15 protein-coding genes, 1 tRNA gene, 2 pseudogenes and 1 other annotated feature are annotated in these 22681 nt (G+C 65.9%); of the genes and pseudogenes, 5 read left to right on the forward strand and 13 right to left on the reverse strand.

The features are described 5' to 3' along the window. Nucleotides 1–144 precede the first annotated feature (144 nt). From ACVCMC_RS00475 to ACVCMC_RS00490, 4 genes are all read right to left on the reverse strand, one after another. Nucleotides 145–2496: a glycoside hydrolase family 31 protein gene (locus ACVCMC_RS00475; protein ID WP_447098302.1), complete on the reverse strand. Its 2352-nt coding sequence runs from the start codon at nucleotides 2494–2496 to the stop codon at nucleotides 145–147. 205 nt (nucleotides 2497–2701) lie between these two features. Then, on the reverse strand, nucleotides 2702–4300 hold the full coding sequence (locus ACVCMC_RS00480; RefSeq protein WP_447098303.1) for an alpha-amylase family glycosyl hydrolase: 1599 nt from the start codon (nucleotides 4298–4300) through the stop codon (nucleotides 2702–2704). A gap of 14 nt (nucleotides 4301–4314) precedes the next feature. Beyond that, nucleotides 4315–5820: a tryptophan halogenase family protein gene (locus tag ACVCMC_RS00485; protein ID WP_447098304.1), complete on the reverse strand. Its 1506-nt coding sequence runs from the start codon at nucleotides 5818–5820 to the stop codon at nucleotides 4315–4317. A 124-nt stretch (nucleotides 5821–5944) separates the two neighbouring features. After that, nucleotides 5945–8863: a TonB-dependent receptor gene (locus tag ACVCMC_RS00490; RefSeq protein ID WP_395119899.1), complete on the reverse strand. Its 2919-nt coding sequence runs from the start codon at nucleotides 8861–8863 to the stop codon at nucleotides 5945–5947. A 480-nt stretch (nucleotides 8864–9343) separates the two neighbouring features. Here ACVCMC_RS00490 and ACVCMC_RS00495 point away from each other — a divergent pair, with 480 nt between their 5' ends. Continuing rightward, nucleotides 9344–10981 (forward strand): alpha-glucosidase family protein, encoded by a 1638-nt coding sequence (locus ACVCMC_RS00495; protein ID WP_447098305.1) that lies wholly within the window; start codon nucleotides 9344–9346, stop codon nucleotides 10979–10981. A 126-nt stretch (nucleotides 10982–11107) separates the two neighbouring features. Here the strand turns inward: ACVCMC_RS00495 and ACVCMC_RS00500 are convergent, their stop codons facing one another. The 3 genes from ACVCMC_RS00500 to ACVCMC_RS00510 form a co-directional block, all read right to left on the reverse strand. After that, complete coding sequence (locus ACVCMC_RS00500) at nucleotides 11108–12760, reverse strand: M28 family metallopeptidase (protein WP_447098306.1); 1653 nt, start codon at nucleotides 12758–12760, stop codon at nucleotides 11108–11110. A gap of 102 nt (nucleotides 12761–12862) precedes the next feature. Then, nucleotides 12863–13297, reverse strand: a complete 435-nt coding sequence (locus tag ACVCMC_RS00505; protein ID WP_447098307.1) for a PepSY domain-containing protein — start codon at nucleotides 13295–13297, stop codon at nucleotides 12863–12865. A gap of 216 nt (nucleotides 13298–13513) precedes the next feature. Next, entirely contained in the window at nucleotides 13514–13909 is a 396-nt protein-coding gene (locus ACVCMC_RS00510; protein ID WP_447098308.1) for an HU family DNA-binding protein, read from the reverse strand. 323 nt (nucleotides 13910–14232) lie between these two features. Here ACVCMC_RS00510 and ACVCMC_RS00515 point away from each other — a divergent pair, with 323 nt between their 5' ends. Continuing rightward, nucleotides 14233–14955: a DUF3047 domain-containing protein gene (locus ACVCMC_RS00515; RefSeq protein WP_447098309.1), complete on the forward strand. Its 723-nt coding sequence runs from the start codon at nucleotides 14233–14235 to the stop codon at nucleotides 14953–14955. A 56-nt stretch (nucleotides 14956–15011) separates the two neighbouring features. Here ACVCMC_RS00515 and ACVCMC_RS00520 read toward each other — a convergent pair whose 3' ends face one another. Next, nucleotides 15012–15296: a 2-hydroxyacyl-CoA dehydratase gene (locus tag ACVCMC_RS00520; RefSeq protein ID WP_447098310.1), complete on the reverse strand. Its 285-nt coding sequence runs from the start codon at nucleotides 15294–15296 to the stop codon at nucleotides 15012–15014. A gap of 65 nt (nucleotides 15297–15361) precedes the next feature. Beyond that, nucleotides 15362–15763, reverse strand: coding sequence for a hypothetical protein (locus ACVCMC_RS00525; RefSeq protein ID WP_447098311.1), 402 nt, complete (start codon nucleotides 15761–15763; stop codon nucleotides 15362–15364). An 84-nt stretch (nucleotides 15764–15847) separates the two neighbouring features. On the opposite strand from ACVCMC_RS00525, the pseudogene ACVCMC_RS00530 reads away from it, so the two are divergent. Further along, a pseudogene (locus ACVCMC_RS00530) lies at nucleotides 15848–16320 on the forward strand (transposase); the annotation flags it as partial. Further along, nucleotides 16126–16242, forward strand: a sequence feature (AL1L pseudoknot). It overlaps the preceding pseudogene by 117 nt. A 51-nt stretch (nucleotides 16321–16371) precedes the next feature. Here the strand turns inward: ACVCMC_RS00530 and ACVCMC_RS00535 are convergent. Next, a pseudogene (locus ACVCMC_RS00535) lies at nucleotides 16372–17387 on the reverse strand (IS30 family transposase). Nucleotides 17388–17701: 314 nt separating this feature from the next. Between ACVCMC_RS00535 and ACVCMC_RS00540 the strand changes: the two are divergent. Together ACVCMC_RS00540 and ACVCMC_RS00545 are read left to right on the forward strand one after the other, a co-directional pair. Continuing rightward, the gene (locus ACVCMC_RS00540) at nucleotides 17702–19192 is read left to right on the forward strand and encodes a nucleotide excision repair endonuclease (protein WP_447098312.1); all 1491 of its coding nucleotides are present in this window, start codon (nucleotides 17702–17704) and stop codon (nucleotides 19190–19192) included. Beyond that, on the forward strand, nucleotides 19189–19971 hold the full coding sequence (locus ACVCMC_RS00545) for a hypothetical protein (protein WP_447098313.1): 783 nt from the start codon (nucleotides 19189–19191) through the stop codon (nucleotides 19969–19971). Before ACVCMC_RS00540 ends, ACVCMC_RS00545 begins: the two co-directional genes overlap by 4 nt. Nucleotides 19972–20652: 681 nt before the next feature. Here ACVCMC_RS00545 and ACVCMC_RS00550 read toward each other — a convergent pair. From ACVCMC_RS00550 to ACVCMC_RS00560, 3 genes are all read right to left on the reverse strand, one after another. Beyond that, a tRNA-Phe gene (locus ACVCMC_RS00550) sits at nucleotides 20653–20728 on the reverse strand. Nucleotides 20729–20810: 82 nt separating this feature from the next. Beyond that, on the reverse strand, nucleotides 20811–21089 hold the full coding sequence (locus tag ACVCMC_RS00555) for an oxidative damage protection protein (protein WP_447098314.1): 279 nt from the start codon (nucleotides 21087–21089) through the stop codon (nucleotides 20811–20813). Nucleotides 21090–21290: 201 nt separating this feature from the next. After that, nucleotides 21291–22586 carry an EAL and HDOD domain-containing protein gene (locus tag ACVCMC_RS00560; RefSeq protein ID WP_447098315.1) on the reverse strand — a complete coding sequence of 432 codons (1296 nt, stop codon included), beginning with the start codon at nucleotides 22584–22586 and terminating at the stop codon, nucleotides 21291–21293. Nucleotides 22587–22681: the final 95 nt, after the last annotated feature.

A 22681-nucleotide genomic window follows, 5' to 3' on the forward strand; every position in this document is an offset into this window, starting at 1 on the left:
GTCGGGATGTTCCGAGGCGGTCCGAAGATGCCGCCGTCCCCGCGGAAGCAAAGCTCGATGGGTCGTGTTCCGGGGTGCCCGCCTGGCTGGTCCTTCGGCCGTTCGGGGGCGTGCTTCGTGGGCGTGGCCGGAGAAGTTGTGCGCTTATCGCCGGTCGTGCAGCGTGACCGTCGTTGTCTTGCCGGCGGGCAGGCGCACCCACGTCACCGGGCCGTAGCGATCCTTTCCGGTGGCCCAGCCTGCGGTGTCGGTGCGTTGCAGGGTTGCGGCGTCGGCTTGTGCGACCAGCGGCTTGCCGTCGACTTGCACGGCTTGTGCGGCGTGGCCGTGGATCTTCAGCAGCCAGGTGCGCAGGGCGGGGTGGAAGCTGCCTTCGGGGTTGCCGGTCCGGAAGATCACGGTGTCGCCGTGTTGCTGCAGGGACAGCGACTGGCGGAAGTACGCGCCGTGTTCGTAGGCGTAGGTGCTGCCGTCGTCGTCGTAGTAGTCGAAGCTGGTGCGCTGGTCGGTGGGGAAGGCGTCGAGCGAGACTTCGGTGACGGGTTTCTGGCCGACGTAGTCCTGCACCGCCTGGGTCGGGATGATGGCGCCTTCGCGCACGAACAGCGGGATGTCGCTCCAGTGGGTGGCGTCGATCGCCAGCGAGATGGTCTGGCCGCCCGTGTAGGCCTTGCCACTGAACCAGTCGAGCCAGTGGCCGGCCGGAAGATAGATGGATTTCTCGGTCTGGCCTCGCTCGACCACCGGCGACACCAGCAGGTAATCGCCGAACAGCCAGCTGTCGACGTCGTTGGCAACCTTCGGATCGTGCGGCCAGTCGAACAGCAGCGGACGCACCAGGCCGACGCCGTCGACGTGGCGGGCGTACTCGTAGCTGTAGATGTAGGGGATCAGCGCGTAGCGCAGGCGGATCGCCGCGGTGGCGGCTTTCTCGGCGACGGGGCCGTAGACCCAGGGCTGGCGTTTTTCGTCGAACGCGCCGTGCACGCGGAAGATCGGGGTGAACGCGCCGAACTGGATCCAGCGTGCGTAGTTCTCGTTCGACGGGTGGCCCTTGAAGCCGCCGCCGTCCATGCCCCATTGCATGGCGCCGACGTTGATCGCACTGAGCATGCGCGCGCGCTGGCCGGCCATGCTGGCGAAGCCGGTGTCGATGTCGCCCGACCAGAGGCCGTAGGCGTAGCGCTGCGAGCCAAGCCAGAAGTTGCGGTTGACCGACCACACGCGCAGCTTGCTCTGCGCGCGCTGTGCCTCATACAAGGCACGCTGCATGTTCATGAACTCGGTGTCGCTGCCGGTGGTGTCGGCCTCGTCGTTCCACCAGCCGACGATGCCTTGGTCGAAGCCGTACTTCATCGCCAGCTCGGCGAACCAGGTGCGCGCGGCGGGGATGTCGAAGTCGATGTTCTTCACCGGTTTGTGCGAGAAGTAGTCGTCGCTGACTTTCTCGCCCGGTACCCAGAAATCGTGCTCCGTCGCGTAACGTCCCTCCACCGTGTCGACATGGAGGCGCGGCTTCATGATGCCGGTGAGCTGGATGCCGCGCGCGTGCAGCTGTTTCGCCAGCGCGCCGCCGGGGCCGTCGGGGAACTTGGCGGGGTTCCAGCGGAACTCGCCGTAGTTGTCCTCGCCCCAGGCCTTCCAGTCGAAATCGAGGGTGAAGTTGTCGATCGGGATGTGCCTGGCGCGGTAGGTGTCGACGATCTGCAGGAGTTCCTTCTGGTCGATGCCCCACTGGCTGTTGGTGAAGCCCATCGCCCATTTCGGGAACAGCGGCGTGTGGCCGCTCAAGTCGGCGACCGCGGCGAAGATCGCCTTGGGCGCGCCGACGATCACGTAGACATCCAGCGGCGCCGCCTCGGGTGCGGCGATGTCGATGCTGGCGGGCGCCAGCGTGAAGTGGCCGCCGTCGATGTCGGCCAGCACGGCGTAGCCGGCGGTGCTCCACGCCAGCGGCGCGCCGGCCCAGCCCTGCTCGCCGGCCTTGGCCTCCAGCTTGCCCTGGCGCAGCATGCCGGCGCCGACATCGCTGGTGAAGGCGTCGTAGCCGCTGACGCCATACATCGGATCGCCGGCCGCGTGGCCGAGGCTGAGCTTGCCGTGCGCCAGCGCGCTGACGTCGGCGATGTGCAGCAGCACGTGGTCCTGCGCGTCGGCGATGGACAGGCTGTGCGCGGCGCGGTCGTAGCGCACGCGCACCTGCGGCGAGTCGAGCGTGAGCGCCGTGGTCGCTTCGCCGGCGCCGGTCGGCGCGGATGCGAGCGCGGGGTCGATCACCATCGAACGTGCCGGCGACTTGCCGTCGACGAGCGCGCTCAGGTGCACGACGTTGGCGGCGGGCAGGGTGATGCGCACACTGCCGGTGTCGGTGGGGATGTCGATGCGCTCACTCGTTGTCGAGGAGGTGGTGGGTGCCTTGGCCATGGCCGGGGCGGCTGGGGCGAGCGCGAGCAGCGTGGCGAAGATGCCGGCGAGCAGGGCGGACGATCGGGTCATGAGTGGGCTCCGCAGTGGGGTCGGTGCAGGCTTGCGTTCGAGTGGGAGCCATGTCCCTTCCGCAGGAGCCCGCTCGCGCGCGATGCTCTTGGGTCGGAATTCGGGATTCGGTCCTTCGACAAGCTCAGGATGGCGGGTTCGGGATCCGGCAAAGCCAGAGCATCGCCCGCGAGCGGGCTCCTGCCGTGGTGGCGGTTCTCGCGATTCACTTGGTGCTGGCCGATGCCGTTTGCAGCACCGCCGAGCCGTACGCCGGCAGGTGCAGCACACCTTGCGCCAGCGTAGTCGCGTCCTCGGTACGGGCGCGCACGCCGGCATAGCGTTGCAGGTCGTGCGCAGCGAGCCGGATGGTTTGCGCGCTGCCGGACAGGTTGTGCACCACCAGCACCGCACCGTGCGCATCACGCAGCTCCCACGCGATTAATTGCGGGTTGCCCAAGTCGCGCGTGGTCAGCGCGCCATCACGCAAGGCGCCGATGTGACGGCGCCAGCCGATCAGTTCGCGATAGCGCGTCAGCAGGGAGTGCGGATCATCCTGCTGCGCTTGCACGGTGATGTCCGGGCCGTCGCCGGCACTGAAAGCCTTCCAGTGCGTCTGGTCGGTGCCTTGCGGATCGCGATACCAGCGCATCGGCTCGCGCAGGTCGGGGTCGGGCTTCTTGCCGCGCATGCCGAGTTCTTCGCCGTAGTAGATGAACGGCTCGCCGGGCAGGGTCAGCAGCATCGCGGCGGCGATGCGCATCTGCTGCGGGTTGTCGTGCAGCTGGCTCATCACGCGTTCCTGGTCGTGGTTGGACAGGAACGGCACGTCCATGCCGTATTTGCCGGTGACCGCGTGATAGGCCTGCGTGGTGCCGTCGAGCAGGGCGGGCAGCTTGCCGGCGTGGCCGCTGCGGGCGCTTTCGATCAGCTGCACGGCCAGCGGGAAGTTGAACACGCCGCTGAGCGGCTTGAACCACGGCGCCAGCTCGGCCTCGGTGTCGCGGGTGACTTCGCCCACGACATAAGCCTGCGGATCGACGCTGTCGATGCCGTGGCGGAACTCGCTCCACCAGGCGAGGTTCTTCGCCAGGATCTTCGGGTCGTGGCGCTGGTTCTCGAAGTCGTAATAGACGTGCTGGGCCGCGTCGAGGCGGAAGCCGTCGACGCCGCGCTTCAACCAGAACCGGCCGATGTCGATCATCTCCTTGCGCACGGCCGGGTTGTCGAAGTTCAGGTCCGGCATCTGGTCGACGAAGATGCCGAGGTAGTGCTGCTTGCCCAGCGCGTGCCACGCCGGCGAGCCGGTGGCGCTCACCGCATCGAGATCGGTGTGCCTGTTCGACCACTGGTACCAGTCGTGGTACGGGCTGGCCGGATCGCGCGCGGCCTTGAACCACGGGTGCTCGCTGCTGCTGTGGTTGATGACCAGGTCCATGATGATCCTGATGCCGCGCTTGTGCGCCTCGGCCAGCAGGCGGTCGAAGTCGGCCAGCGTGCCGTACTCGGGGTTGATGCCGCGGTAGTCGGTGACGTCGTAGCCGTGGTAGCTGGGCGAGGGATTGATCGGCATCAGCCAGATGCCGCTGACGCCCAGCGATTGCAGGTAATCGAGTTTCGCGGTGACGCCGTTCAAGTCGCCGATGCCGTCGCCATTGGTGTCGACCCAGCTGCGCACGAAGATTTCGTACCACACGTCGGAGGCGGCCGGCTTCGTGTCCGCGGGTGCCGGCCTGGTGGCGGCGATTGCCGGGCCGGCGATGAGCAGGGCGAGCAAGGCGAGCAGGGCGAGCAAGGCGAGCAGGGCGAGGCGTGATCGAGGCATGGCGAGGTCTCCTTCTAGGGGTCGACGCGGCAGTGGTCGGCGACGAAGCGGGCGTGGTCGGGCATGCTGGCGGCGGCGCGGCCGACCAGGGTGCGGATGTCGCCGAGGAAGCCATCCAGTTGCGTCGCATCCAGTGCGTCGGCGAGCGGGTGATACGCCTGCGGCTCGATGCGCTGGCCGATCATCACCTGCAGCCAGGCGACTTCGGTGAACAGTTCCTCGCGCTCGCGGAAAATCTGTCCGTGGCCGCGGAACAGCGCCAGCTTGCGGGCCAGTCCGGGCGGAATCTCCATGGCCGCGCACTGGCGCCAGAACGGCGTGTCGTCGCGCTCGGTGGCCTTGTAATGCAGGATCAGGAAATCGCGGATGCTTTCGTATTCGAAGCGGGTCTGGCGGTTGTACTCGTCGACCAGCACCGGATCGCATTGGCGGTCGGGGAACATTGCCAGCAGCCGGCTGATGCCGGACTGGATCAGGTGGATGCTGGTCGATTCCAGCGGCTCCATGAAACCGGCCGCGAGGCCCAGCGCCACGCAGTTGCGTTGCCAGGCGTTGCGCCGCATGCCGGTGGTGAAGCGCAGCGGGCGCGGCTCGCCGATCGCCTCGCCGTCGAGGTTCGCCAGCAGCGTCGCGGCGGCCTCGTCGTCGCTCAGGTGCGCACTGGCGTAGACCAGGCCGTTGCCGGTGCGGTGTTGCAACGGCACGCGCCATTGCCAGCCGACGTTGCGCGCGGTGGCGCGGGTGTACGGCCACAGCGGTTCGCTGCGCGCGCAGGCCACGGCCATCGCGCGGTCGCACGGCAGCCAGTGCTGCCAGCTTTCGTAGCCGGTGTGCAGCGCGCCTTCGATCAGCAGGCCGCGGAAGCCCGAGCAGTCGATGAACAGATCGCCTTCGATGCGCTCGCCGCTGGCCAGTCGCACCGATTCGATGAAGCCGTCGCCCTCGCGCAGCTTCACCTCCACCACCTTGCCTTCGATGCGCGTGACCACGGCCGGATCGCAGCGCTTGCGCAGGTACTGGCCGTACAGGCCGGCGTCGAAGTGGTAGGCGTACTTGATGCCGCCCAGCGGCGTGTCGCCGACTTTCTCCATGCGCGCGAAGCGGTGCTCGTTCGCCGCCTGCGTGTTGAGCGAGTAGGCCCATAGGTCGCTGTCGGGATCGCGCCGGCGGTTCCGCAACCAGTAGTGATGGAAGCCGATCAGCCCCAGCGGCAGGCCGATGTCGCTGAAGGCGTGCAGGTAGGAGTCGCCGAGCCGTCCGAAGTTGTTCAACTGCACACCCAGCTTGAACGTGCCGTGGGTGGCCTTGAGCATGTCGTCCTCGTCGATGCCGAGGAACGCATTGATGTGGCGGATCTGCGGGATGGTGGCCTCGCCCACGCCGACGATGCCGATCTCGTCCGACTCGATCAGGCGGATCTGCACCGCCTTGCCCAGCGCCCGGGCGAGCAGGGCGGCCGTCATCCAGCCGGCCGTGCCGCCGCCGACGATCACCACGCGTTGGATGGGTGCTGCGTTCATGCCGTTGCCGTTTCCCCGCTTGCGTCCGGCCCTGAAGTAACCCGCGCCGCCGCGCCTGTCAAAAAAAAGGCCCCGTTGATCTTGCACAACGGGGCCCGCAGGGGAGCAGGTGTGCTGCTAGGTCTTACTGGAACTTGTAGGAGACCCCCAGTTCGTACATGCGGCCGTAGCGTTCCCAGGTCAGCACCTGGCGCGGGTCGTTGTTCTGGAACGTGGTGAAGGTCTTGTTGGACAGGTTGGAACCCTGCGCGATCAGGGTCAGCCCCTTCAGCGAGCCGGAGTCGAAGCTGTAGCTGACCTGGGCGTCGTAGGTGCTGCCGCCCTGGATGGTCTGCTCGATGCGGCTGGCGCTGATGCCCGACACGCGGCCCAGGAAGCTGGAGCGGTAGCTGTCGCTGATGCGCGCCTCGAAGCCCTCGTGCTGGTAGTACAAGGTGCCGTTGGCGACCCACTTGGACAGGCCCGGCACGGTGATCGGGTCGGAGTTGCCCGGGTACACCAGCGAGCTCTTGGTGCGGTTGCCGGTGACGATCACGCCGAAGCCGTTCAGCGGCTGGGCGATCAGGTTGAACGGCAGGTTCAGCGTGAGCTGCGCGCCCTTCACGTAGCCGCGGCCGTCGTTGGTCGGGCCGGAGACGGTGCCCAGCGTGGTGCCCAGCTGGCTCAGCTGATCCGGCGTCAGGCCGAACGGCAGGAACGAGCTGAAGTCGTACAGGTAGGCCGCGTTCGGGTTGATGTAATCCTTCAGCTTGATGAAGTAGCCCGACAACGCGACGTAGCCGCCGCTGCCGCGGCACAGGTCGGAGTTCTTCTGGTCGGCGGAGCTGCACTCGTAGCTGTTGCCGCCGGAGAAGTAGTGCTCGTAGCTGACGTTGTAGTTGTCGGCCATGGTCGGCTTGAGCTTGGCGTTGCCGCCGGACGAGCTGAAATAGGCCTGGTTCGGGTCGGTGCTGGTCAGGTGCGTGATGTTGCCGCTCACCGCCATGCTGGCGTTCATCTGGTCCATGCGCGGGCGGGCCATGGTGCGCGCGGCGCTGACGCGCAGATCATCGCTGGCGGTGAGGCCGAAGATCAGGTTGGCGCTGGGCAGGAACTTGTTGAAGCTGGTGCTGCCCACCACCGGGATCAGCGTGATCGCATTGCCGGTGACCGCGCTTCCCGGCGCCACGCGCTCGCCGGTGGCGCGCTGCGAGGTGTGCGAGGCCTGCACGCCGAAGTTGCCGCGCAGCCCGACGTCGCCGAGGTAGGTGTCCAGGTTGAACTGCACGAACGGGGTGAAGGTCTTCTCGCGCACTTCCCAGTTCGGCGGCAGGTTCAGCGAGGAGCCGAAGGTCGGCACGCTCTGCAGCGTGCCGCTGTCGAGCAGGTTGAACGGGTTGTAGCAGAGCTGCGAGGCCACGCCCATCCACGCCAGCGGGCTGCATGGTGTGCCGCTGAACGGCGCGGTGGTGACCGCGGTGCCGCCGCTGATGGTGCCGCCGCCCAGGGTGAGGAAGCTCTGGTCGATGTGGTAGGTCTTGTTGCGCGTGCTGTGCGCCACGCCGAATTCCACGCTGGCGATCGGGCCGCTGGCGAAGCTGCGCTGCGCGGCGAGGCGCAGGTTGGCAAGGTAGTCGACGGTGTGCGGCGCGTTGATGAAGCCGGCCTGCACCACGTCGTTGCCGCCGCCCCAGCCTTGCGGATCGGTCAGCACGACGCCCTGGGTGTAGTCGAGCGTCGGGAAGAAATAGAACAGGCCGCTGTCGATCTGGTTGAAGCCGATCGTGTCGAGTGCGCCGTTGGCCGCCGTGAAGCCGGTGCCGGAGTAGCTCTCCAGGTTGATGTCGTCGCGGGTGGCGCGCGAGTAGTTGACGTCGGCGTCGATCGACCAGTTCTCGTTGATGGTGAACTGGTTGTCCCAGTTGAAGTTGTAGACCCGCGCCTTGGTGCGGTTGTAGTCGTTGCGGATCACCGGCTTGACGTTGGTGTACGCAGCGCTGGTGATGAAACCGTCCTGCACCGTGCCGCCCGGCTGCAGCTGCGCGGAGCTCCAGAACAGCGGGAACTCCATGCCCTTGGCCTGCTGCACTTCCTTGAAATCGTCGAAGGTGAGGTCGACGGTGCCGGTGTAGTGCTCGTTCGGCCGCCACTGCACGGTGGCGAGCAGGCCGCTGCGCTTCATCGAATCGGTGATGCCGTAGTTCTTCGAGCCGCCGATGACGTAGTTGCCGTTGGCGTCGGTGGGGTAGCCCCACGGCTGCTGATGCTCGATCTGCGACGGGCTGTCTTCCAGGTCCACGCCCAGCGTCACGCCCAGCGTGTTGTTGGCGAACTGGTGCACCCACACGCCGTTGACGTTGTGACCCTTGTTGCTCACGCCCGGGCCGTCGGCGAGCTGCGACATGCCGTTCCAGATGTAGCGCGCGTTGATCGCCGCCTCCGGGCCGTTCTTGTCCAGCGGGCGGATGGTATGCATGTCCACCGTGCCGGTGAGACCCTGGCCGATCAGGTTTGCCGACGGCGACAGGTGCACCACCACGTTGTCGAACCAGCTCGACGGGTACTGGTCGAACTGCACGTCGCGGTTGTTGGAGGTGGACACCTGCTGGCCGCCGTTGATCAGCGCGGTGGAGAAGTCCGGGCCCAGGCCGTGGATGGTCAGCACCTGCGGACGGCCGCTGACGGTCTGCACGGCGAGGCCGGGCAGGCGACCCAGCGCATCGGCGATGGACACGCCCGGCAACTTGCCGACCTGCTCGGCGGACACCGCCTCGACGATGGTGCTGGCGTTGCGCTTCAGCGCGGTGGAGTTCTCGATACTGCTGATGAAGCCCTTCACCTCGACTGCCTGCAGCTGCTTGGCGTTGTCCTTGGCGGAGCGGCGGCGATCCTTGTCGGCCTTGGTATCCGTCGTGGTCGCATCCTGGGTCTGGGCGTCCTGGGCCTGGGTGTCCTGCGCAGCGGTCGCGCTGCTGGCCCGCGGGGCGGCAGCGTGGGCAGGAATGAATGCGCAGAAACCGACCGATGCCAGCGCCAAGGCAAGCACGTTGTGTTTGAGTATCACCGTTGTCCCCTCCCAGGGTAAGTACTGCAGGTCTTGTGACGATCGTGATGGTCTGTTCGGAACTCGCGGGCCGCTGCCGTCGAACATGCGGCGGTCGACTCCGTGAGGCCGATGTTAGGACGGCTGCGTCGGAGCGAGCCGTTCATGCATACGTATTCATTCTGCTGCGCCGCGTCGCAAGGCCTCGCCCGGGGCGTCGCGGCCTGTCGAAGCGGCATGTCTGCGCCGGACGCTGCGCGTCGATGCCGGAGCGGCGCGAATGCAGGCGCGGCGCGGCGTGCGCCGGTTCCGGCCGCTGTTCGTTTGGACGTCCAAACGCCGTGGTAGCCACTGATGCTGCGTAGCGGCAGCGGCGATCCATGAATACGTATGCACGATCGCGGCAGGCCTGTCTGCAGCCGCTAAGCTGCTCGCCAACCCCGACAGGTTCGCCACGCGGCGTGTCCTGCAGCCCCGGGTGGCAACGGCATGGACAGGCGAATGAGCAATGCCCCGTGGTGGCGTGGCGCCATCATCTACCAGATCTACCCGCGCAGCTTTCTCGACACCGACGGGGACGGGGTGGGAGATCTGCCCGGCATCGTCGAGCGGCTCGACTACGTGGCCGAGCTTGGCGTGGACGCGATCTGGGTGGCGCCGTTCTTCAAGTCGCCGATGGCGGATTTCGGCTACGACATCGCCGATTACCGCGAGGTCGATCCGCTGTTCGGCACGCTGGAGGATTTCGACCGCCTGCTGCACAAGGCGCACGGGCTGGGGTTGAAGGTGATGATCGACCAGGTGCTCAGCCATACCTCGGCCGAGCACGCATGGTTCCGCGAAAGCCGGCAGAGCCGCGACAACCCGAAGGCCGACTGGTACGTGTGGGCCGACGCCCGGCCCGACGGCACGCCGCCGAACAACTGGCTGTCGCTGTTCGGCGGCAGTGCATGGCAGTGGGAGCCGCGCCGCGGCCAGTACTACCTGCACAACTTCCTCGCCTCGCAGCCGGACCTGAACTTCCATCACCCCGACGTGCGCGCGGCCACGCTGGACAACGTGCGCTTCTGGCTGGACAAGGGTGTGGACGGCGTGCGCCTGGACGCGATCAACTTCTGCTTCCACGACCGCCAGCTGCGCGACAACCCGCCCAAGCCGAGCGAGCAGCGCGTCGGCCGCGGCTTCAGCCCGGCCAACCCGTACGCGTTCCAGTACCACTACTACAACAACACGCAGCCGGAGAACCTGGGCTTTCTCGCCGAGCTGCGCACGCTGATGGACGGCTATGCGGACGTGGCCGCGCTGGGCGAGATCTCCTCGGAGGATTCGCTGGCCACCATGGCCGAGTACACCATGCATGGCCGCCTGCACATGGGCTACAGCTTCGAGCTGCTCACCGAGGATTTCAGCGCGGCGCACATCCGCGGCACGGTGCGCCAGCTGGAGGCGCAGATGACCGAAGGCTGGCCGTGCTGGGCCATCTCCAACCACGACGTGGAGCGCGTGCTCAGCCGCTGGGGCAACGGCGACGCCTCCGCGCAGCTGGCCAACCTGTTCACCGCGATGGTCTGCTCGCTGCGCGGCTCGGTGTGCATCTACCAGGGCGAAGAGCTGGGCCTGACCGAGGCCGACGTGCCGTACGAGTCGTTGCGCGACCCCTATGGCATCGCGTTCTGGCCGCAGTTCAAGGGCCGCGACGGTTGCCGCACGCCGATGCCGTGGAGCGACGACGACGCGCAGGCCGGCTTCAGCCATGGCATGCCGTGGCTGCCGGTGCCGGAGGAACACCGCGCCCGCGCGGTGGCGCAGCAGCAGGGTGATCCGCAGTCGGTGCTCAACGGTTTCCGCACCTTCATGCGCTGGCGCCAGGCCCACCCGGCGCTGCGCTGGGGCGACATCGAATTCCTGGACACGCCCGAGCCGGTGCTGGCCTTCCTGCGCCGGCTGCGGGACGACACCGTGCTGGTGGTGTTCAACCTCGGCGCCACGGCCACGGAGCTGGCCTTGCCTCCCCTGCCCGGGGCGGCGACCGCGCTCGACGGCCATGGCCTGCAGGCCGGCACGATGCGGGACGGCAAGCTGCACCTGCCCGGCCACGGCGCCTGGTTCGCGCGCCTTTCCGCACCCGACCACGGGTAGGAGCCCGCTCGCGGGCGATGCGCCTGCGGCGGGAATCACGAAAGCATCGCCCGCGAGCGGGCTCCTGGGCGAAGGGCGGACACGACGACGCCGCGCCGGTGACCGGCGCGGCGTCGTGTGGGGCGCTTACTTGCGCTGGTCGGCCGTCGCCTCGCGTGCGGCGCGGAACTCCGAATCCTTGCTCCAGCCCGGCCACTGGTCCGAGTTCGCCAGCTGGCTGCCGACGGTGTAGAGCAGTTGCAGGTCGCGCGCCATGCCGGTGAACGGCCAGCTCGCCTGCCACTCGTCGGAGGGCTGGTGGTAGTGCTTGGCGGTGTATTCCTTGCCCGCCGCTTCGCCCGCCTTCAGCCCGCCGTCGATGCGGTCTTCGCCCGAGCCGAACGACACCGCCGGCACGCCGCGCTTGGCGAAGGAGAAGTGGTCGGAGCGGAAGAAGTAGCCCGCTTCCGGGTGCGAGTCCGGGGTGTAGACCATGCCGAACTTCTTCGCCGTCGTGACCAGGTCGTCGAGCAGGCCGAGCTTGGCGTTGCCGGAGATGGTGAAGTCGCGGGTGGGGCCGTGCGGGTCGAGCGCGTCCATGTTGATCACGCCGGCGGTGGTGGCCAGCGGGTACAGCGGGTGGCTGGCGTAGTACTCCGAGCCGAGCAGGCCCTTTTCCTCGGCGGTGACATTGAGGAACACCACGCTGCGCTCCGGCTGCGGCGCGTGCGCGAAGGCGCGGCCCATCTCGATCAGCGCCGCGGTGCCGGTGGCGTTGTCCACCGCGCCGTTGTAGATGCGGTCGCCGGTGCCGTCGGGCAGGCCGATGCCCAGGTGGTCCCAGTGCGCGCTGTAGATCACCGTCTGGTCGGGATGCTTGCTGCCGATCACGCGCCCGACGATGTTGTGCGAGGTGATCACGCTCTTGTCGACCTTGAAATTGGCCGAGAGGCTTTCGCCCTTCAGCGCGATCGGCTTGAACGCGCGCGTCTGCGCCAGCTTCTTGGCGCTGTCGAAATCCAGCCCCGCGTGCTTGAACAGCTGCACCGCGAGGTCGCGCTGGATCCATCCTTCCAGCCGCGGGTGGGAGTCGCCCGGCTTGTCGCGCACGATGTCGAACATGGTGTTGGTGTTGGAGTTCTTCACCGTGGCCCAGCCGTAGGAGGCCGGCGCGGTCTCGTGGATCACCAGCAGGCCCAGCGCACCTTGGCGCGCGGCCTCCTCGTATTTGTAGGTCCAGCGGCCGTAATAGGTCATGGCCTTGCCGCCGAAGTCGCCCTTGCCGGTTTCGAAATCCGGGTCGTTGACCAGCACCACCGCGATCTTGCCGTGCAGGTCGACGCCCTTGAAGTCGTCCCAGTCGCGCTCCGGCGCCTTCACGCCGTAGCCGACGAAGACCAGCGGCGCATGGCTGATGTCGACCGAACTGGCGCCGTCCATCGGCGCGCGGATGGCGATCTGCTCGCCTTGGGTGAGCGGCTCGGTCTTGTCGCCGAGGGTCAGGCTGAGTTCGGGCTTGCCGATGATCTCGGTGCGCAGCAGCGGCACCGCCTGCGTCCACAGCCGCTTGCCGTCCTTGAGGTCGCCGCCCGGTTGCAGGCCGGCGGCCTTCATCTGTTCGACCACGTAGTCGATGGTGCGCGTCTCCGCCGGCGTGGCCGGGCCGCGGCCCTCGAAGGCATCCGAGGACAGCGTCTTGACCTCGTCGGAGAGGCGCTGCGTGCTGAAGGTGGGGACATCGGCGGCCTGTGCTGCGGCACAGGCGCCGATGACGAGCGCGGAAAGGAGCAATCGCTTCACGGGCAATCCGTCACATGGGGAAGGGAATCCCGATACTAGTCAACTCGCCGGTACCGGTCCATTTCCCCGCGTCCATTTCCCGCGGCCCGTGCCGCGCGGGCGCTATTCGATGCCGATCACCTTGCCGGTGTGCGCATCGATGCGCAGCTTGACCTTCTTGCCTGCCGGGTTGTCGGCCTTGGCTTTCCAGATGCCCTCGTCGAAATCCACGTCGTGCACGTCGGTGTAGCCCTGGGTGGACAGCGCCGCTTCCACGTCGTGCCTGCTCAGGTTGGAGACTGCCGTGTCGGGATAGATCTCCCCGGTGCTGGCGTCGATGCGCACGTCCAGGTCGTTGCCGTCGGCGCTGTCCGCCTCGGCCTTCCACATGCCGTCCTTGAACTTCAGGTCATGCACGTCGGTGTAGCCCTGGGCGGTGAGCCGGGCGCGTACCTGCGCTTCGGTCATGGCCTGTTGCGCGATCGCGACCTGGAAGGCACCCAGCGACAGCAGGCCGATGCCCGCGGCAAGGGCGAGGGAGGGGAACGTCGGTTTCATGGCGCACCTCGATGCTTGCGGAAAGCCCCGAGTCTTGGGCGCCGGGCGAAAACATCCGGTGAACGCGGGCGTGAATCCCCGCCAACGGTTCAGCAAGGTGATCGGCCATGCCGCAAACGCGACGCCGCCGCCCGGTGTGAGCCGGACGGCGGCGCGCGGGTGGATCAGACGGTGTCGATCAGTCCGGGTCGATCGACCCGGGTCGACACCCGCGCATCAGAGCGCGGCGTCCTTCAGCTTCTTCAGCGGACGCACCTTGACCTTCACCGTGGCGGGCTTGGCCGCAAACACCTGCTCCTCGCCGGTGAACGGGTTCTTGCCCTTGCGCTTCGGCTTGGCCGGCACCTTGACGGCGTTGATCTTGAACAGGCCGGGCAGGGTGAACTGGCCCACGCCCTTCTTGTGCACCGAAGCGAGCACGGCCGACTCCAGGCCGGCGAGCACGGCCTTGACCGTCTTCGCGTCGACGTTGGCCTGGGCGGCGACGTGGGCGATCAGCCCGGACTTCGACAGGCTCTCGCCGATCGGCTTGACCGGCGCGGCGGACTTGGCGGCGGCAGGCTTCTTGGCAGCCTTGGCGGGAGCTTTCTTGGCAGTGGTTTTGGTAGCCATTAGTTGATCTCGATAGTAGGAAACCCCGGCTTTCTGGGCTCGGAGGCCTTGCGGCCCGCACAATGTAGCGAAAATTTAGGGGTTTGACGCAACTGTGGCGCCTCAAGCGCGAATTTTTATTCGCGGTGTGGCAGGCGCGGCGGCGCGCAGGTGCGCGGCGGCAGTTCATCCACGCCCGCTGCACGCGGCACCGGTATGCTCCCCGCTCGCTTGTCTGCCGGCTTGTTGCCATGATGAAAACCTCCGTTTCCCGTTGGCTCCCTGGCCGGATCACGCGCGATCGCGCGAGTGGCGGGCGAGGCTCGCGGTGGTCGTGGCGGGCGATGATCGCGCTGCTCGCGCTGGCGCCCGTGGCGTGGGCCGCGACGGCTGCGGCGCCGGTCACCCTGCGCTTTTCCGGCACCGCGCCGGGCAGTGCGCTGCCCGAGGGCTGGAAGGCCTATGCGATGTCGCGGCATCGTCCGATCGCGCGCATGGCGATCGTGCGCGACGGCGGCGACAGCGTGTTCAACATCGACGCCAACCACGCCGCCGGCGCCATCGCCCATGCACTGGACCTGCCCGCCGCCAGCACGCTGACCTGGCGCTGGAAAGTCGACCGCAGCGTGGCGGCGGCGGACATGTCCAGGAAGCAGGGCGACGATTTCGCCGCGCGCGTCTACGTGTTCTTCGACGTGCCGCGCTCCAGTCTCTCGTGGCTGCAACGCATGAAACTGAAACTGGCCAGCCGCTCGCTCGGCCACGCCATGCCCACGGCGGCCCTGTGCTACGTGTGGGACAACCGCCACCCGATCGGCACCATCGCGCCCAGTCCGTTTTCGCCCCTGATGCGCACCATCGTCCTGCAGAGCGGCAACGCCCGCGCCGGCACCTGGCAAATGCAGCACCGCGATCTTGCCGCCGACTACCTGGCCGCGTTCGGCCGCCCGGCACCGCGCGTCACCGGCATCGCGCTCTCCGCCGACACAGACAACACCGGCGGCCACGTACAGGCCTGGTTCGGCGACGTGACGCTCACGCCGGCCGCGTCGAAACCCAAGCCGTAGGGCGGGCACCGCCCGCCGGCCGCTTCGCGGCATGACGATGGCGGGCCGTGCCCGCCCTACGATTTCGGCTTGGCCAGACGGCGCGGCTTGGCTTGCGCGGCGACGATCAGTTCCTGCAGGTAGGCGATGCCTTCCTCCTCGGGGAAGAAGGCGACCACGTCGGCCACGCTGAGTCCGTAACGTTTGCGCAGGGCGAGGAACTCCTCGCGGGCCTGCGCCAGACGCTGCTCGGCAGCGGCTTTCTTGCCGAGCGGCCCGGACGGAGCGGGCGACTGGGTCTTGCGTTCGAGTTGGGCGAGTTCTTCCTGGAACTGGCGGAAGTCGTACTTCGAGGCGGTCATCGGGTCACTGTTCGGGGCGGGGGCCGCGCATTTTCGCATGGCCGCCGCGCCGGCGGCTCGCGTCCTCAGGCGGCGCTGCGGGCGCCCCAGTTCGTGCCGGCGGAACGGCCGCGGTGACGTGCCGCGGCATACGCTCGTGAAAAACGCGCGGCGCAGCTGTCGTCCTTCGTCACCTCCGCCGGGGCTGCGGCGACCCTCGGTGCGGGTTCGCCAGCAATGGCGGGCGCGGGCTGCGATGGGCCGGAGCAGGCATGCTGCAAGGCTTGCTGCAAGGCCTGCTCGCCGGCCTGCCCGGTCAGCGCCATGCGGCACGCGGCGTGGCGCATCAGGAAATGGATCGCCAACTCTTCCGGCGAATTCGGCGCGGTGCGATCGATGACTTCTTCCATGGCTGCTTCTCGATGACGGAACCGGGGCGGTTCACTGAAACCAGCAGCAGAAACCGTGCCAAGTGAGAACTGCGTCACAAGATCGGGCCTCGTCGACCGCGGTCCTCCGAACTGAATCGCCCCGGGTTCTGAGGAGGCTCCCACTCTTGAGAGGATGGAGCCATGAACAAGTCCACGAAGTTTTCCCCTGAGGTCCGCGGGCGCGTGGTGCGCATGGTGCAGGAGCACCGCGGTGAGTACCCATCGCTGTGGGCCGCCGTGGAGTCGATCGCTCCGAAGTTTGGCTGCGTGCCGCAGACGTTGCTGAGCTGGGTCCAGCGGCACGAGATCGACAGCGGCGTACGCGAGGGCGTGACCACCGCCGAAGCGAAGCGCGTGAAGGAGCTGGAGCGCGAGAACAAGGAGCTGCGCCGGGCCAACGAGATCCTGAAGCTGGCCAGCGCTTTTTTTGCCCAGGCGGAGCTCGACCGCAAACTCAAGTCCTGAGGGCCTTCGTCGACGCGCATCGCGCCACGTTCGGGGTCGAGCCGTTCTGCAAGGTATTGCAGATCGCCCCGTCGGGCTATCGGCGGCATGCCGCGCAGGTGCGTGAACCGCACCGCCGCTGTGCCCGGTCCAACCACCACCGCCTGCTCGGATCAATCGGCTATATCCCCCCCCGGCAGAGGCCGAGGCAAGCCTTGGTCTCAACTTGCAAGCGCAACACCCGGTGAGAATTTCGCCATCTCCTCGGCCAGGGCTTCCTCCGGGGTTCTCCATCCCAGCGTTTGCCTCGGCCGGCCGTTGAGCAGGCGGGCGATGTCGTTGAGCAACGTCTGGCTGGCAATCGACAGGTCGCTGCCCTTGGGCAGGAATTGGCGCAACAGCCCGTTGGTGTTCTCGTTGCTGCCGCGCTGCCACGGCGCATGCGGATCGCAGAACCAGATGTCCATCTTCAACCGCTGGCTCAGCTCCCGGAAGTTGGCCATCTCGCTGCCGCGATCGTAGGTCAGGCTCTCGCGCAGGAAGGCCGGCAGCTTCTTCATCTGGCGAGTGAAGCCTTCCACCGCATCCGCCGCTGTGCAGCCGTCCATGCGACAGAGCACCACGAAGCGTGTCTTGCGTTCCACCAGCACGCTACCGCAGAGCGGTTGTAGGCGCCCTTGATGAAGTCGCCTTCCCAGTGGCCGGGCGCCAGACGATTCTCAATGTGTTCCGGTCGATTCTCGATCCGCAGCGCTTCCGGCACAAAGCTGCAGGCCGAGGCCGTTGTCCTGCGGCGCCCACGCCTGGGCTTCGACTGGCGCAGCGCGGCGACCATGCCCTGCTTCAGCGCGCCTCGCGGCTGGGCGTAGATGGTCGCGTAGATCGTTTCGTGGCTGACCAGGCCGGGGCGTTCGGACTCGGGCATCTGGCGCAGTCTGGCGGCAATCTGCTGCGGCGACCAGCGGGAGAACACAAGCCGATCGTGGACGTGCTGGTAGAGCGCCGTGCCGGGCGTCAGCAGCAGCGAGCGCCGACTTGCGCCGCGACGTTCGCGATAGCCTTCAGCAGCCCGCGTCGCGTCGTACATTCCGGGCCCGGCGCGCCGCAGCTCACGCGAAAGAGTCGACGGCGAACGGCCCAGCCGGCGAGCAATCGAGCGTAGGCTGCTGCCGTTCTGGCGCTCGATCATGATCATCGCGCGATCTTCGGGACTCAGGTGATGGTAGGTTCTGCGCATGGCAACGCCTTGATATGGGGGCGTTGCACTTGGAAGTTGAGTCTAAGAGCTACTACCGGCAACTCGCCAGTCAGGCAGCCCCCGTGGAGGTCTGACTTAAACCAAACAGCCTCCACGGAACCCGGGGCGATTCAAACCGTCTAGGTCGCCAACTAGCTTTGACCCCCGCCGCGAGGTCTCGAAACCTGAGATCCAAATCGCCCTATGATCTGGCGCATCATCTTTTAGCTCCGTTGAGAATTCGCTCGGTCATGAGGTGCGACCCGAGGTTTGCTCGCTCACCTGGTTGCAGCCATCTACGCAAGGAAGGTCATATGAATCGTCAGAATGAATCGACCCACAGCACCGTCGTGCTTCCGGATCTCCTAGATAAAGTCATAGAGCGGGGGATCACCAACGTCCGTCGCAAGCTCGTGGCGGGCTACAGGAACAAGAAGAACTCTCGCCCCAACGCGAAAACTTCTGATCCTGGGGCCGTGCTCTCAGATACGTTGGACGCGACAGGCGCATCCAGTGTGCTGGAGGTTGCTCAGCGAGGACAGGCATGGAAAGAAGTGATCACGAAGTCATTCGTGAGTGGCATTTCGTCCATCACGACGATCAAGTTTGACGGCGCGTTTACCGTGAAAGGTGGCGTCGCCGAAGGCATGCGCGACATGCCGAATGCGCCTGGGGTTTATGTCGTCTTTGACAAAGAAAACCGGCCTGTCTATGTGGGAGATAGCACGAAGCTGGGCAAGCGCTGGGTCGCTGGTCATATGAACGACTATCGGCGGGGCAGACGGATGGGCAAGCCCTACAAATTGGATAGCGTGCTGGAGGAGGGGTGCACAGTGCGGTGGATTGTCATGGGATCTAAGGAAACCGCAGCTGCATTGGAAGCTCACCTTATCCGGGAGCATAAGCCCGCGATCAACAGTCGCGAAGAGCTTCTGACGGAACAGGGCACCCGCAGCAACCAGGAGGGGAAGAAGATCAAGGATTCATCCGGAAGCACTGCAAAGCTGGTTGGTGGTGCGGCAAAGGAAGGCTTGGCTAACATGTCTTTCGCGATACTTGAGCAATTGGCTGATGCTATTTGTTTTGCGCTAAAGGATGAGCTTGCGGACATCTGCTTCGGAGAAGGGAAGCCAACGCTTGCCGAGCGTGTGGAAAGATTTCTGCGCAAGGTTTTCGAGGCCGTTAAGGGTTTGGTGACGTCCGCGATGCAGTTGCTTTCTGGGCTCATCGAGTTCGTGGTTAATGCATTGTCCAAGGCCATCGCTGAGGTTTATGCGCTCGTGAGGAACCTCTGCGATCTCGCCAAAGGCGCATGGGATCTCTATCGAGGTTCGAAGACCATGAGTCGGGAAGAGCTCATCGTCAAGATCTCTGAGACGGTCCTCGTCAGCGGCATGTTGGTCTTCTGGGACGCGATCGACCCTCTTATCGAAACACAGCTGACTGCCTTCGTTGGACCGTTCGCGCCCTACCTGGCGGCCTCGCTAACCGCAATTGGCTTTGGTGTCAGCAGCTACTGCTTGAGAAAAGTCATTCCCGCGGCGGTGGCTTACATCGTCAATCTCAAAACCGGCTGGCATGACGCTCTAGACGCGGCTCGGGACGCGGTTGACCAATTGGTGATCGTGGCTCAACAGGAAATGATCCTCATGGGTGTGGCACGCGAATATTATGAGTCGACGCAAGGGTTTGTCATGGCGACGATAGAAAGCACGGCTGTTCTGCGGGAGCACACGTCAATCAAGCGTCTCGATATGCGCCATTTGGTGGCGCTCCCGTACGACAAGCCAGAGGCTCAGCCATGAGCGAAGTGATTACTCCCAAGCTGGTCAAGCTCGCAGAGCCAGAATGCGTGGATGCATCGGTGACTCCAGCAGACGCTGAGGCCCCTTCGGCAGGGGACGCCCTGGTCCAGTTTGAGGGGCACCTGAACAATCTCGCCGAATCTATGGCCTCAGTGGAGGGCGCTGGCAAGCTGGCTGACTCCTATCAGAACAAGGGGGCTTTCACCCTGTTCATAGGCTCGTTTACCGGCACCGGTCAGAAGGACCTCGCTCGCATGGTCGGGCAGCTGGCGGGGAGCCTCCATACGACACAATTAGCTCTCGAACTGGTGATGAAGATGCAGATCCGCAAGAATGCGGTTCTGCGTGATTTCCACGATGCACTGACCCGGAAAATCGAAAATCTCGCTGCGGATTCGACTACGCTTGACGCCAATCAACGCGAGGCTGCGATCTTCATCCTCACCGAGTTGCGCCGGCACGTTGAAGAGCAGATGGCTCACCGGGCCATGGTCGAGGCACATGACGATCAGCTGCAGGCGCTAGGTGCGCAACTGCGTTCCACCAGTGAGTTGCTCGTCGAGAGCGAGGCCAAGGCTGCGCACGAAATCGCTGGCCTCAAGTCAAACTTAGCTCGATCTGAGCAGGCTTGTGCTCAGGCCATTCAGCGGATCTCGCTACTTGAAGATGCCCTGCGTCCGATGCACACGTTCTGGGGCAAAATGTTGCGCTACGCATTACCAGTGGCTTCCTTGATCTTGGCAGGTGTAGCGTTGGACATTGTTGTTGCTCATGGGTAGCCGTCGCGGCAGTCCAATCGCGTGTTTTGCGACGAGGTTGCACCAAGATCCCCCTAGTTGAGCGGGATTGGCCTGCCCATGAAAGGAGAGCTCATATGTTTCGCATCATCGGCGCCGCTGTGGTCTATGGATTCGCGCTATTCGGATTGGCAACCTATCTTCAAAAATCATCGTGTCCTGTCGAGTGATGGCAGTCAGGCACTACGATACAAGGGCGCCCGAGGGCGCCCTTTCTCTTTCAAAAGATGATCCGTTCGCGCTGGTCAATCGCGGTTTGTAAGGCGACCGCATGCTTTGACTTCGCTTCTTGGACCTGCAGCGCTGGCGCAGGCAGGAAAACGACCCGAGTCTTTGTTTTCGTGTAGACCCGACGTCCCCCCGCTTTGAGTAACGGGACCGTTTGGAGTCCGAGGTCAAAGGGGATGGAATCGAACCGCCGACACGGGGATTTCCAGGGGACGCGCTTGACGCAATTAGTCACTGTATCCCTGCTAAGAAGTTCAGAGATGCGACACTCCCGAGACCCGTCCTCAGCCTGATTCCCTCGTTTGGGGACCATGCCTGCAAATGCGATCCGTCGAGCTGGGGAACACTCATCCGAGCTGGGGAACGGGGAGGGGGACAGGGGGACCACAAACAAAAAAGCCCACTGGGCAAAGTGGGCTAAGTTGTTGATTTACATGGTGGCCGGGGACGGAATCGAACCGCCGACACGGGGATTTTCAATCCCCTGCTCTACCAACTGAGCTACCCGGCCGGGAACCTGGCGATCAAGCACAACCGGGTGGGTTGCCGTTGATGCGTGGAGCCGTGCATTAGACCCAAAGTGTGCGGAATCGTCAAGACGCGGAAGGCGGCGGGGTGAAGCCAGCGGCATGGTCGACCTCGCCGCCGAAGAGGAATTTCTCCATCTGCTCGCCCAGGTACTGGCGCGATTTCGCGTCGAGCGGGTTGAGCCGGTATTCGTTGATCAGGGTGGTCTGGTGGGCCAGCCATTGCTGCCACGCGGGCTTGGAGATCTCGGCATAGATGCGCTGGCCGAGGGGGCCGGGCCAGGGTGCGAAGTCGAGCCCTTCGGCGTCGACGTGGAGCTTGCTGCAGTGGATGGTGCGGCTCATCGGTTCATTCCTGTGCGCCCGCGCGAAAAGCGCGCGGGTACGGCGGGGGAGTGTGCGATGCGCGCGGGGTCGGGTCGCTGATCTGCGGCAAGCGGAGTGGCCGACACGGCGCATTCGCGACGAGTGCGCATTATCGGCGATGGGCGCGGGCTTGTCGCGCGGGGGTGTGTGACAAACCCCCGGCGGTGGCCCGGTGTGCGGTCAGGCGGCCTGCTTGCCGTTGGCGGAGGCGAACACCTGGTCGGCCCACTGCGTGGCGCCCAGGTAGATCGAGGCCATGCTCATGATGCGCTGGGGCGTGGCCATGCCGCTGGTCATTTCGCCGGCTTCCCAGGCGATGATCTGCTTGAGCAGGGTGCCGTAGGGACCGCTGCGGTCGGTCAGCGCGTCGCTGACTTCCGGCACCAGCCGCAAGTGGCTGAGCAGGAAATCCATCGGTGCGCACATCAGCGTGTCCAGCAGCGAGAACAGGCCCACGGTGAAGGCGGTTTCAGGCGAGATGGCCGAGTTGCCGGCGGCGAATTTCTCGCACATGTGCGCACGGATCAGCGCCGCGCGCAGCAGCTCGGGCGGGTGGTCGTCCATGCCGCACAGGGACATCGTCTCGATCCAGTTGCGCATGCGCGTGACGCCGAAGAAGATCGCCGCCTGCTGCACCGACTTCAACTGGCGCGGCAGGGCGAAATAGGCGGAGTTCACGCAGCTGAGCAGCTTGTAGCTCAGCACGGCGTCGTCGCGGATGATGTTGCCCAGTTCCACCGGCCCGGGGTTCTTTTCCTGCAGCGCGCCCATCAGCCGCAGGATGCTCATGCGGTTGGCGGTAAGCACCGGCACGGCGACGGGCTGCGGGATCAGCAGGAACCGTCCCTGGATCGCCTGCACCTGCAGCTCCAGGCAGCGCTCGTAGGTGGGGTGGTCGTTGACCTGGCCGATGACCACGCGGATGCCGCGGGCGAACAGGTACTCGGTGCGCTCCTTCAGCGTCTCCGGCGTCAGCCGGCTGGCGTCCAGCCGCACCAGTTGCACGATCTGCAGCAGCGCCTGCAGCTGGCGGCTGCTTTCCGGGTCGATGTCGCCGGCTTCCAGCAGCAGCTGGCAGCCGCGTTCGGCCATCTGCTGCAGGCGCTTCATCAGCGCCGCGTCGTCGGCCACCGAAGGTTGCAGCACCACGCCAAGGCGCGGCTGGTGCAGCAGCACGTCGGAGTCTTCGGGCAGCAGTTCGGCTGGCAGGTTGAGGAAGGCGCGGTTGCCGCGCACCAGCCGGGTCAGCGCGCCGTCGGTGATGGTGGAGAGCACGCTGCGCAGCAGGTTCTGCTCGTCACCCGGCTCGCAGTGGAAGACGATTTCATAGGCGAACAGGTTGCGCTCGCGGTCGAGCATCGGCGTGCGCAGCACCGGCAGCGGCGTGGCCAGCGGAACGAGTGCCGAGGCGGGGGGCTGTTCGGTGGCGCTGGCGTGTTTCGGGGAGGCGACGGGGGAGGCGTGGAGATTGCTCATGGTCGGTCATCGCATCGGTGCGGGGCCAGCCGGCGCCGGCCGTGTGGTCAGTGGGGGTGTCGCCTGCGGGGACAGGTGGCAGCGAAGGGGTGGGA

The organism is Rhodanobacter sp. UC4452_H20, from assembly GCF_052978205.1.

Bases quoted from the DNA above. Each gene is read 5' to 3' on its own strand.
- ACVCMC_RS00510 (WP_447098308.1), bottom strand. From the start codon at position 13,909: ATGGCTACCAAAACCACTGCCAAGAAAGCTCCCGCCAAGGCTGCCAAG.
- ACVCMC_RS00495 (WP_447098305.1), top strand. From the start codon at position 9,344: ATGAGCAATGCCCCGTGGTGGCGTGGCGCCATCATCTACCAGATCTAC.
- ACVCMC_RS00540 (WP_447098312.1), top strand. From the start codon at position 17,702: ATGAATCGTCAGAATGAATCGACCCACAGCACCGTCGTGCTTCCGGAT.
- ACVCMC_RS00560 (WP_447098315.1), bottom strand. From the start codon at position 22,586: ATGAGCAATCTCCACGCCTCCCCCGTCGCCTCCCCGAAACACGCCAGC.
- ACVCMC_RS00520 (WP_447098310.1), bottom strand. From the start codon at position 15,296: ATGACCGCCTCGAAGTACGACTTCCGCCAGTTCCAGGAAGAACTCGCC.
- ACVCMC_RS00485 (WP_447098304.1), bottom strand. From the start codon at position 5,820: ATGAACGCAGCACCCATCCAACGCGTGGTGATCGTCGGCGGCGGCACG.
- ACVCMC_RS00480 (WP_447098303.1), bottom strand. From the start codon at position 4,300: ATGCCTCGATCACGCCTCGCCCTGCTCGCCTTGCTCGCCCTGCTCGCC.
- ACVCMC_RS00545 (WP_447098313.1), top strand. From the start codon at position 19,189: ATGAGCGAAGTGATTACTCCCAAGCTGGTCAAGCTCGCAGAGCCAGAA.
- ACVCMC_RS00555 (WP_447098314.1), bottom strand. From the start codon at position 21,089: ATGAGCCGCACCATCCACTGCAGCAAGCTCCACGTCGACGCCGAAGGG.
- ACVCMC_RS00505 (WP_447098307.1), bottom strand. From the start codon at position 13,297: ATGAAACCGACGTTCCCCTCCCTCGCCCTTGCCGCGGGCATCGGCCTG.
- ACVCMC_RS00475 (WP_447098302.1), bottom strand. From the start codon at position 2,496: ATGACCCGATCGTCCGCCCTGCTCGCCGGCATCTTCGCCACGCTGCTC.
- ACVCMC_RS00515 (WP_447098309.1), top strand. From the start codon at position 14,233: ATGATCGCGCTGCTCGCGCTGGCGCCCGTGGCGTGGGCCGCGACGGCT.